Genomic DNA, 10039 nt, shown 5'->3' on the forward strand with positions numbered 1-10039 from the left:
GGCGGTGTGTCATTCACCATCAATGTCGGCGGTGTGTCATTCACCATCAATGTCGAATGACACACCGCCTTCGCGGGCAAGCCTCGCTCCTACAGGTTTTGGAATCACGCCAGCGAGTCGCCTCGCTGCGGGGTAACGGGGGCGGCGTTTTCCAGCGCTGCGATACGCGCGGCGGACTCGGCATCCACCACGTGCAGCGACTTTCCACGGGTTTCCCGGGTCAGCCCGACCGCAACGACGGAAATCAGCGAGGCACCGACCAGGTACCAGGCGATCGGCGTCGAGCTGTGGTACTTGTTGAGCAACGTGATCGCGATCAGCGGGGCCAGGGAACCGGCGAAAATCGGCGCCACCTGGTAGCACAGCGAGAGGGCGGTGTAGCGCACGTGAGTCGGGAACATCTCGGCCATCAGCGCCGAGTACGGTGCGTAGGTCATCGATTCGATGGCCAGGCCCAGGGTAATGGCCGCCATGATCAGCCAGTTGTTCCCGGTGTCCATCATCGGGAAGCCGACGAAACCCCAAAATGCGGTAAGCACGGCGCCGACGAGGTAGACCGGTTTGCGCCCGACCAGATCGGACAGGTAACCCATCAGCGGGATCAGGAAGAAGTGCAGCAAGTGAGCACCGAACATCAGAAACAGAATCTCTGAGGTGTCCTTATGCACCACCAACTTGAGGTAGGTGATGGAGAAGGTCACAACGGTGTAGTAGAGAATGTTCTCGGCAAAGCGAGCGCCGATGCCCACCAGCACCGAACGCCAGTGGTGACGCAGCACTTCTGTCACGCCCAGTTGTTGCTGCTTGGTTTGCGCCTGACGAGCCTGGGCTTCCTTGAAAATCGGTGCGTCATCGACACTGGTGCGAATCCAGTAGCCGATCAACACCACCACCGCCGAGAACCAGAACGCCACGCGCCAGCCCCAGGCGAGGAATTGCTCTTCAGACAAGTTCGACGACAACAGCAGCAAGGCGACCGTCGCGACCAGATTCCCGGCCGGCACACCGGCTTGCGGCCAACTGGCCCAGAAGCCTCGGCGATTGTCCGGACAGTGTTCAGACACCAGCAGAATCGCGCCACCCCATTCGCCGCCAAAGGCGAAACCCTGGATCAGCCGCAACAGCACCAGCAACACAGGCGCCGCGTAACCGATCTGGTCGAATCCGGGCAGGCAACCCATCAGGAAAGTTGTGATACCGACGACCACCAGGCTCAGTTGCAGAAGGCGCTTGCGGCCAAATTTGTCACCGTAGTGACCGAACACCAGGCCACCCAGCGGGCGGGCGAGAAAGCCCACGGCGTAGAGCGCGAACGCGGCGATGATGCCGTCGACGGGGCTGTCGGTCTGGCGAAAGAACAGTTGGCCGAAGACCAAGGCCGAGGCTGTACCGTAGAGAAAGAATTCATACCACTCCGCGACAGTGCCGGCCATGGCGGCGGCCACGACACGTTTGAGTCCGGAGGGTGTGGTTGTGCGTTGAGTGTCTTGATGATTGGGCATGCTGATGTTTCCTGTAAGGGCGCAAAAACAGGCAGCCGGGTCGGGCCGTCAAGGCCCGCCCGGCAATCACTCAGAGGCCGACGTCCGGCAGCTGCGGACGGTTCGCCAGGGCTTTGGCCATGATCTGTTCGACGAACACCCGATCCGCTTCCGGCAAGGCCAGGCGTGGCGGACGGGTCAGCGCGCTGCCGCGACCGGCAATGGCTTCACACAGTTTGATGCACTGCACCAGGTCGGCACGGGCATCCAGGTGCAGTATCGGCATCAGCCATTCGTAGATCGGCATGGCTTCGGCGAAACGCCCGGCCTTGGCCAGACGGAAAATGGTTTCGCCCTCTTTCGGGAACACGTTGGACATGCCCGAGACCCAGCCTTCGGCACCGACGGCGATGCTTTCCAGCACCACATCATCCAGGCCTGCGAACAGCACGAAGCGGTCGCCGACTTCATTACGCACGTCGATGAAACGGCGGGTATCGCCGGAGGAATCCTTGAAGCACACCACGTTGTCGCAGTCGGCCAGGGAAATCAGGATGTCCGGGGTGACGTCGTTTTTGTAGATCGGTGGGTTGTTGTAGACCATCAGGGGCACGTCGGCGTTTTTTGCCACGTAGCGATAGTGCTCGGCGGTCTCAAAGGGCTTGGAGCTATAGACCAACGCGGGCATCAGCATCACGCCATCGACGCCGACCTTGCGCACGGCGTTGGCGACTTTGGCCGCTTGCACGCTGGTGAATTCAGCCACGCCACAAATCACCGGTACTCGGCCGCGAGAAGCATCGACAGCGACTTCGGTGACGGCGATTTTTTCTTCGGCGGTCAGCGAGGTGTTTTCGCCTACCGAACCACACACCACCAGGCCCGACACACCATCGCGGATCACGTTGGAAATCACCTGGTGGGTTTTATCCAGGTTGATGGTGAAGTCATCGTTGAATTGAGTGGTCACCGCGGGGAAGACGCCACTCCAGTTAATACGTTTGCTCATTTGTTGCCTCCGGATCGTTAAGTGTATTTCGTATACGATATTTAAAATGAAAAGATTCGGCCAGTGCTTTTTCGGGTTTTTGGGGAGATTTAGTAGCCGTTGGTCTGGGTGTTCAGGGATTAAGCGCTCAAGCACCCGGCCAGGTGTCGGAAAGGCGATAGCCCTGTGGCCATGGATCGCTCGGATCGAGCAGCAATTGGTGGGTGCCGGTGATCCAGGCCCGCCCGGAAATGCACGGGTAGATGGCGGGGCGGCCGGCCACTTCGGTCATTGAGTCAATGCGGCAGTGGAACTCGGAACCGATGATCGAACGACCGATAAAACGCTCGCCCACCTGCATCAAGCCCTTGGCCTGCAACACGGCCATGCGCGCCGAGCAGCCGGTGCCGGTGGGGGAGCGGTCGATTTTACCGGGTTGAATCACCACCGCGTTCGCGCCTGTGGCGATACCGTTCTCATGGACGATGGGGGCCGCCATCTGGCAGAAGGAAATATGCGACCACTCCGGGTTCAGCGGATGCACAAACCCTAATTGCTCATTGGCCGCCCGAGTGATTTTCAGCCCGACGTTCACCAGATCGGCGGCCTCGTCCGGACTGATTGAAAAGCCCAGACCCTTGGCGTCGGCGATCACGAAACTGTCACCGCCATAAGCGGTATCCACCTTGAGCGAGCCGAGACCTTCGACTTCGATCCACGCGTCGAGACGATCGGCAAAGGACGGCACGTTTTTGATTTCGACCCGTTCGACTTTGCCATCTCGGCAATCGGCAACGACCTCGATCAGTCCTCCGGGGGCTTCCAGCACCATCCGGGTTTGCGGCTCGGTCATCGGCAGGATGCCGCTGTCGAGCAACACAGTGGCCACGCACAGTGAGTTTGAACCGGACATCGGCGGGGTGTCCGCCGGCTCCATGATGATCCAGGCCATCTGCGCCCGCGGGTCCTTGGCCGGCACCAGCAGGTTGACGTGGCGAAACACGCCACCGCGCGGCTCGTTGAGCACAAAGTTGCGCAGGGTTTCATCCCTGGCGATCCAGCGCGACTGTTCCCACACGGTGGCGCCGGGCGGCGGGGCGACACCGCCGACGATCACGTCACCGACTTCGCCTTCGGCGTGGCAGCTGACGACATGGATTACTTTTGATGAACGCATGGTTTCCTCCTTGTGTTGCCTGTTAGAGCCTCTTCGCTGGCAAGCCAGCTCCTACAGGATTTGGTGGTGTACATAAAATGGGTGGTCGACACCGATCACTGTAGGAGCTGGCTTGCCAGCGAAGATTGCAAGGACGACACGTTTATCCAGACTGCACGCGTCATCGTTGACGACCATCGCTGGCAACCCAGCTCCTACAGGGTTGAGTTGGCCTTGGGTTATTTCACCGATTTAAGAAACGCCGCAGTCTCCGCATGCACCGGGTTACCAATCACCTGATCCGGCGACCCAATCTCATGCACCAGCCCATTGCGAAAGAACGCCACACGGTCGGACACATCGCGGGCGAAGCGGATCTCGTGGGTCACCAGCACCATGGTCATGCCGTCTTCGGCGAGCATGCGCATGGTGTCCAGAACCTCGCCCACCAGTTGCGGGTCGAGGGCTGAAGTGGCTTCGTCGAACAGCATGTAGTCCGGTGACATCGCCAGGGCGCGGGCGATGGCCATGCGTTGCTGTTGACCGCCGGACAGCTTGCCGGGGAAGGTCTTGAGCTTGTCGCCCAAACCGACGTGGGTCAGTTGTTGCACCGCCAGTTCCTCGGCTTCGGCTTTGCCTTTGCCCAGCACTTTGCGCGGGGCCAACATCACGTTCTCCAGGACCGTCAGGTGCGGAAAGGCGTTCCATTGCTGGAACACGATGCCGATCTTCTGTCGCAGACGGTTGAGGTCGGTGGCGCTGTGATGGACCTCGACACCGTCCACGCGAATGTTGCCTTTCTGGATCGGCTCCAGGCCGTTGATGCACATCAACAGGGTGGATTTGCCGGAGCCGGAGCCACCGATGATCGATACCACCTCGCCCTTGTTCACGGTCAGGTTCACGCCCTTGACCACTTCGAGGTTGCCGAAGGATTTGTGTACGTTGTCGATCTCAATCATTTTCCTGCCACCTTCTTTCCAGACGAGCGCCGAGGCGTGCAACCACCAGGCTCATGACGTAGTAGATAAGGCCCGCGATGCACAGCACCAGCAACGGCTCCTGGATGCGGGTGACGATGGTTTGCGAGGCGCGCAGCAGTTCGACGATGCCGATCCACATCACCAGCGCGGTGTCTTTCATCACACCGAGCACCAGGTTCAGCCAGCCGGGGAAGGCCACTCGCGTGGCCATTGGCAGGACGATCCAGCGCAGGTCCTGCAAGAAACTCAGGCCCAGTGAACGGCTGGCCCGGCGTACCGTGAAGGGCACCGCCAGCACGCCGCCGCGCACGATCTCGGTGAAGTACGCGGCGGTGTAAACCCCGAGCACGATGCAACCGACGCTGAAGGCGCTGATGTTCAGGCCGACGATGCTTTTGAGTGAGTTGAACAGCACGAATTGGATCAACAGCGGCACGCTGCGAAACACGTCCAACACCCAGGCCAGCGGCAGACTGGCCCGTGGCAACAAGGCCCGCAGCAAGCCGAACAACAGCCCGGCGATGGAGCCGAGGATGATCGACCAGAACGTCAATTGCAGCGTGACCCAGGCGCCATTGAGCAGAAACATCAGGTCATTCGAGGAAAAACCGGTGGCAAACATGGACAGCTCCTCAGTAGCGGAACAACCGCCAGGCAAACAGCCGGGCTGTCGCGACGATCGTCTTGGCAATGGCGTAATACAGCACCGCCGCAATCGCGAAGTACTCGAACGTGCGGAACGTTTTGACGTTGTAGTCCTGGGTCACCCCGGTCAGGTCATTGTTCAGCCCCACAATCACCCCCAGAGACGTCATCAACACCGCCCAGACCATTTGGTTAGTCAGCGGGTAAAACACAATTCGCAGCAGCTGCGGGACGATGATCATGCGGTAGGTCTGAAAGGCGCTCATGCCCAGTGACCGGGCGGCGCGCACCTGGGTTTGGGGCACAGCCTTGAGCCCGCCGCGGAAGTTTTCCGCCAGGTAACCCGCGTTGTTGAACGTGATCCCGGCCAGCAGCGCGAGCCACGAACTGACATGCAATCCGAGCGAGCCGAGGCCGAAGTAAAGGATGTAGATCTGGAACAACGACGGCGTGTTGCGGGCAATCGATACCCAGCCGTTGCCGATGCCGCGCAGCAGCGGGTGTTTGCTTTCGCGCATGACCGTCAGGGCCAGGGCGATGAGCACGCCGAAGATCATCGACAGTGCCGCGGTCTCGAAGGTGACCACGGCGCCGGCGAGCATATCCGGCAAGGCGCGCAGGGCTGAGCGCCATTGGAAGGTGTAGTCAAACATGCGCAGGGCTCTCCAGTTGGGCGGCAGGTTGCAGCCAGGCCGGCAGGCGTCCGCTGGCGGTGGCGTTACACGCAGCATCGACGCACTCGGCAAGGCTGGCGAAATGCACCTTGCGACCCACCAGTCCAGGCGCGTAGTGAGCGTATTTGCCCGAGTTGGTCATCAGCGTGGTGGCGGCGGGTGGAATCACCGGCTCGCCGAGCATGCACCAGCAGGTGTCGGTGACCAGGGTGGCGCCGAAGGCCTCGATCACCGCGATGTGCCCGGCCTGGCGTGCCTGCTCTAACACTGCGCGACCGCAGGTGATGGCGAGTACGACGTTCGGGTGTTTGTGCCGACCTCGGCACAGCCGCGCCAGATGAGCAAATTCACTAAGGGAAAAATGCGGGTTGCCCAGCGACACCACATCCACCCGGTGGTCACGGGCACTGTTGAGCTCGCGCCAACTCACCAGCAGGTCTTTCAGGCGGATTTTTTCTACGGGTATGGATGCATCCGCTTCCAGCACCTGTGTCGGGTCAATCGCTTCCGGGGTGACCCCGGCGATATGAAACAGTGGCGCCGCCGAGGTGGTGGCGAAGGCCGCACCAAAGGCTTTGAGATCGTCCAGGCTCGGCTTGCGGTTTTCCAGGCCCAATACCAGCGGCACGCGGCTGCCGGCCAGTGCACCGATGTGATATCCGAGCAACGGGTAAAAGGCATCGTCCAGTTCACCGAGTACGGGCAACTCGATCTGCAAGCGGGCCTTGCGTTGCGCGTCCAGGTGGCAGCCAATCAGCGGGGCGCGGCCGGTTAGAGCGATGCAGATGTCGAGGTAGTCCGGGTACTTCAGGGTGCGTGCGCCAAGCACGCTGTTGGCGTAAACCACGGCATTGGATTCGGCCCAGACAATCTGCTCGCCAGCCTTGGGCGCACTGTCGAGCAGGTAAGGTGCGCAGGTGTAGCTGAGTTGCGCGCCCATCGCCATATACGCATCGCCCAAGGCACTGGCCGGCTCGCCGAGGGCCGGGTCGATGCCCAATTCGCGCCAGCGGCGCTGGTCCACGGAAATCGAATTGAGGGTAGTGGGCACCCGCACTTTTGCCCCCCATTGCACCAATTGTTGGGCAAAGCGCAGGCTTGCAGGTCCGGTGTAGATGCAACCATCAATGTGCGCCTGGGTGACATCTACCAGACTTCGGGCCCCTTGCAGCTCGGCCATGCGCAGAACAATGTGCATGGCCATTTGCGCAGCTTGTCCATGCTGACCGTCGAGCAGTGCCCGATCAAACTCGGTGAGCTCGATTGAAGCGCGGCTGTCGGTGCTGGGTAAAGGTTTGTCGAGTGCCTGCCAAGTATCCTCAGGCGGGTACTCGAACAGGCTCAGCATGGCCCCGTCGACCCGGGCGAAGGCCTGATCGTGCAAGGTCGCGAAGGCCTCCCGGCCGATGCAGAGCACCGGCAGGGAACGGGCAAAAATAGTCTGCGCCACCAGCACGCCCAGGGTCAGGATCTCATCTGGTTCGGCCAGCACCAGTGCCGCCGGTGCATGGCCGTTGCTGATCAGTTCCATCAACACACTGCTGCCGGTACACGAACCGCGTCCACTGGGAATCGCCAGCACACGCCCCGCCAGGTATTCGCCGCTGAGCGGGTGGTGGCGATCGATGACCTCGCCACTGCTGGAGTCAACCCCGCCCCAGAAACTCAGCCCGACATCGGCGAACAGCAGGGCACCTTCAGCGGCGCCCGCGACCAGGCTGCGACCGGTCAGAGAAACGGACCTAGGCATGCCGGACATCTCAGTAGTAGACCTGTGGCACGGTCAGGTTGGCGGGCGAGATATCGGTGCCGACCCATTTGACGAACAGCTCCTTGTAGCGACCGGTGCGCACCTGCTGGTTGACGAACAGGTTGAGGTAGTTGAGCAGGCCATACTCGTTGCGCTTGGCGCCGAGGGAGACGTAGTCGATGACGTACGGGGCGTTACCGGCGACTTTCAGGTTTTTGTATTTTCCCGATTTGAGGGTGGCGGCGGCGACGGTGTTGGTGACCACGGTGGCGTCGATGTGGCCCTGGGCAACGGCCAGCAGGGTGTCGTTCTGCGACTGATAGGCACGGAAGCTACCGGTGCCCCAATTCTTCACGTCTTTCTCCAGGGCGATGGCCTCATAGGTGCCGCTGGTGTTGCCCACGGGTTTACCTTTGAGGTCGTCGAAGTTGTTGATGCCCGTATCGTCGCGGGTCAGCACCACCATCTGGAAGGCGAAGTAGGGCACGGTAAGGCCGACGGTCTTGGCCCGTTCGAGGGTGTCGGAGGTGGAGGCGACGATCACGTCGGCTCGTCCGGAGACCAGCGCCGGAATGCGGTCCGGGAATGGCGTCTCGACCACTTCAGCCTCGACCCCGAGGATCTTCGCCAGGTCGCGGCAGTAGTCCACATCGAAACCGGCCGGACTGTTGCTGGCATCGCGAAAACCCATGGGCGGGAAGTCCAGGGTGACGGCGCAACGCAGCTTGCCTGCACCGATGATGTCGTCGAGCTTGTCGGCCTGGGCGTTGGCGACAAAGAGGGTACTGAGAACAGCGCTGAGGGCTACGGCAAATGCGGGGTTTTTCATAGAGGCCTCGTTCGTGTGAAGTGCTGTTGAATATCGTATTGAGGATTTCGTATACGATATTAACAATAGCAAGTGGCGTGCCTATTTCCAGTCCTTGAGGTGAATTAGTTGGTAGACCTTGAGGTAGGGGGCTTGGAGCGACATGACCGGGGTAGTAATGCCCAGGGGGGACTCGTGGGCCCCAGGGGCTGGTGTTACGTATCGGAGCAACGGGAAGCAGAGCGCCCCTTTAAGGAACACCGATTGACGAAAAATGGGTGAGAAGCCCGTAATTCCCTTCCCGCATAACAGATGCCGGTCCCTCTACAATGGCCTCCCACACATGGGTCAAAAGGTCTTTCCCAGAGAGAACTGGAACACTTGCGTTTCGGCGTTATCGGGTGTTCGAATCGGCAGCGCCAAGCTGAAAGACAGCGGCCCCAGTGCGCTGTACCAAGTCACGCCAACCCCCAGCGAGCTTGCCATCTGGTTCAGATCTACGCCGTTGCACCCTTGAGTGGTGCTCAAATTACACGTGTTCGAATAGACACTGCCCGCGTCCCAGAACACCGAAGTGCGTACGGATTTAGTGTCTTTGATGAAGGGCATCGGAAACAGGTATTCCACGCCGCCGGTGATGAGCACATTGCCGCCCAAGGCGTCGGTGTCCCGATCGGAATAATAGGCTTGACCCGCACTGGCATACTTCCCGGTGGCGGGGGTGTTGCGCGGACCCAGGGTGCCGTCTTTGAAGCCGCGAACTGACCCTTCGCCACCCGCCGTGTAGTTTTCATAGAAAGGCAAGCCATCGGTTGAGCCGTAGCTGTTGCCATAGCCGAGATTGGTATGGAAACGCAATGATGTGGCAGTGCTGACCGGCAGATAGGTCTGCCCGGTGTAATCGATCTTGTAGAAGCTCAAGTCGCTTCCCGGCACCGTCACCGTAAGACTCAGGTTCTGTGAATGGCCGCGAGTGGCCAGCACACTTCGGTTCAGGGTCGACTCCGACCAGCCGAGACTCGCCTTGAAATTGGTGAACTCCTTGCCCTCGCGCTGGATAAAGTCGTAGATCTCATCCGCGCTATAGGTGCCAGGCTCGATGCTGTCATGTTGTGCCATCAGGCCAAACGTCGCCCGCGAAGTCTCATTGATGGGGTAGCCAAGCGAGGTTCCGGCACCAAAGCTGTTGATGGAATAGTACGAGGCGCCGTTACCGTAGTATTTATCGTAGTCGGTGTGGTTGTAGAACAGGTTGTAGCCCATGCTCACGCCATCCGAAGTGAAGTAGGGATCGACAAAGCCGAAGTTGTACTTGCTTTGATATTCACTGCGGGTCAAGCCGATGCTGACCTTGTTACCGGTACCCAGGAAGTTGTTCTGGGTGATCGAACCACCGAGGATCAGGCCGGCACTTTGTGCGAAGCCAATGCTGGCAGTGATCGAACCGGAAGCCTGTTCTTCAACGCCGTAGTTCACGTCAACCTGGTCATCGACACCTGGCACAGCCGGGGTTTCGACGTTCACTTCTTTAAAGAAGCCCAGGCGTTCAAGACG

At 60.3% G+C, this 10039-nt stretch carries 9 protein-coding genes; all 9 read right to left on the reverse strand.

The features are described from left to right. Positions 1 to 104: 104 nt before the first annotated feature. Entirely contained in the window at positions 105 to 1502 is a 1398-nt protein-coding gene (gene abaF, locus AC1DWM_RS29555; protein WP_477796831.1) for a fosfomycin efflux MFS transporter AbaF, read from the reverse strand. Between the two features lie 70 nt (positions 1503 to 1572). Continuing rightward, positions 1573 to 2490, reverse strand: coding sequence for a dihydrodipicolinate synthase family protein (locus tag AC1DWM_RS29560; RefSeq protein ID WP_223521390.1), 918 nt, complete (start codon positions 2488 to 2490; stop codon positions 1573 to 1575). Positions 2491 to 2617: 127 nt separating this feature from the next. Beyond that, a complete protein-coding gene (locus AC1DWM_RS29565) occupies positions 2618 to 3646 on the reverse strand; it encodes a trans-3-hydroxy-L-proline dehydratase (protein ID WP_477796832.1) in 1029 nt (342 codons plus the stop codon). Between the two features lie 218 nt (positions 3647 to 3864). After that, on the reverse strand, positions 3865 to 4587 hold the full coding sequence (locus tag AC1DWM_RS29570) for an amino acid ABC transporter ATP-binding protein (protein ID WP_223521392.1): 723 nt from the start codon (positions 4585 to 4587) through the stop codon (positions 3865 to 3867). Then, entirely contained in the window at positions 4580 to 5230 is a 651-nt protein-coding gene (locus tag AC1DWM_RS29575) for an amino acid ABC transporter permease (protein ID WP_027924790.1), read from the reverse strand. The genes AC1DWM_RS29570 and AC1DWM_RS29575 overlap by 8 nt, the downstream gene beginning before the upstream one ends. Positions 5231 to 5240: 10 nt before the next feature. Next, entirely contained in the window at positions 5241 to 5906 is a 666-nt protein-coding gene (locus AC1DWM_RS29580; RefSeq protein WP_223521393.1) for an amino acid ABC transporter permease, read from the reverse strand. Beyond that, a complete protein-coding gene (lhpI, locus tag AC1DWM_RS29585; protein ID WP_477796833.1) occupies positions 5899 to 7677 on the reverse strand; it encodes a cis-3-hydroxy-L-proline dehydratase in 1779 nt (592 codons plus the stop codon). The genes AC1DWM_RS29580 and lhpI overlap by 8 nt, the downstream gene beginning before the upstream one ends. 10 nt (positions 7678 to 7687) lie before the next feature. Continuing rightward, positions 7688 to 8506, reverse strand: coding sequence for an ABC transporter substrate-binding protein (locus tag AC1DWM_RS29590; protein WP_223521395.1), 819 nt, complete (start codon positions 8504 to 8506; stop codon positions 7688 to 7690). Positions 8507 to 8833: 327 nt separating this feature from the next. Then, positions 8834 to 10039, reverse strand: a 1206-nt coding sequence (gene bamA / locus AC1DWM_RS29595) for an outer membrane protein assembly factor BamA (protein ID WP_477796834.1), incomplete at its 5' end; no start/stop codon positions are given.

The sequence above is a fragment of the Pseudomonas sp. P4_C8 genome, assembly GCF_056401975.1.

Bases quoted from the DNA above. Each gene is read 5' to 3' on its own strand.
- AC1DWM_RS29590 (WP_223521395.1), bottom strand. From the start codon at position 8,506: ATGAAAAACCCCGCATTTGCCGTAGCCCTCAGCGCTGTTCTCAGTACC.
- AC1DWM_RS29580 (WP_223521393.1), bottom strand. From the start codon at position 5,906: ATGTTTGACTACACCTTCCAATGGCGCTCAGCCCTGCGCGCCTTGCCG.
- AC1DWM_RS29570 (WP_223521392.1), bottom strand. From the start codon at position 4,587: ATGATTGAGATCGACAACGTACACAAATCCTTCGGCAACCTCGAAGTG.
- abaF (WP_477796831.1), bottom strand. From the start codon at position 1,502: ATGCCCAATCATCAAGACACTCAACGCACAACCACACCCTCCGGACTC.
- AC1DWM_RS29575 (WP_027924790.1), bottom strand. From the start codon at position 5,230: ATGTTTGCCACCGGTTTTTCCTCGAATGACCTGATGTTTCTGCTCAAT.
- AC1DWM_RS29560 (WP_223521390.1), bottom strand. From the start codon at position 2,490: ATGAGCAAACGTATTAACTGGAGTGGCGTCTTCCCCGCGGTGACCACT.
- lhpI (WP_477796833.1), bottom strand. From the start codon at position 7,677: ATGCCTAGGTCCGTTTCTCTGACCGGTCGCAGCCTGGTCGCGGGCGCC.
- AC1DWM_RS29565 (WP_477796832.1), bottom strand. From the start codon at position 3,646: ATGCGTTCATCAAAAGTAATCCATGTCGTCAGCTGCCACGCCGAAGGC.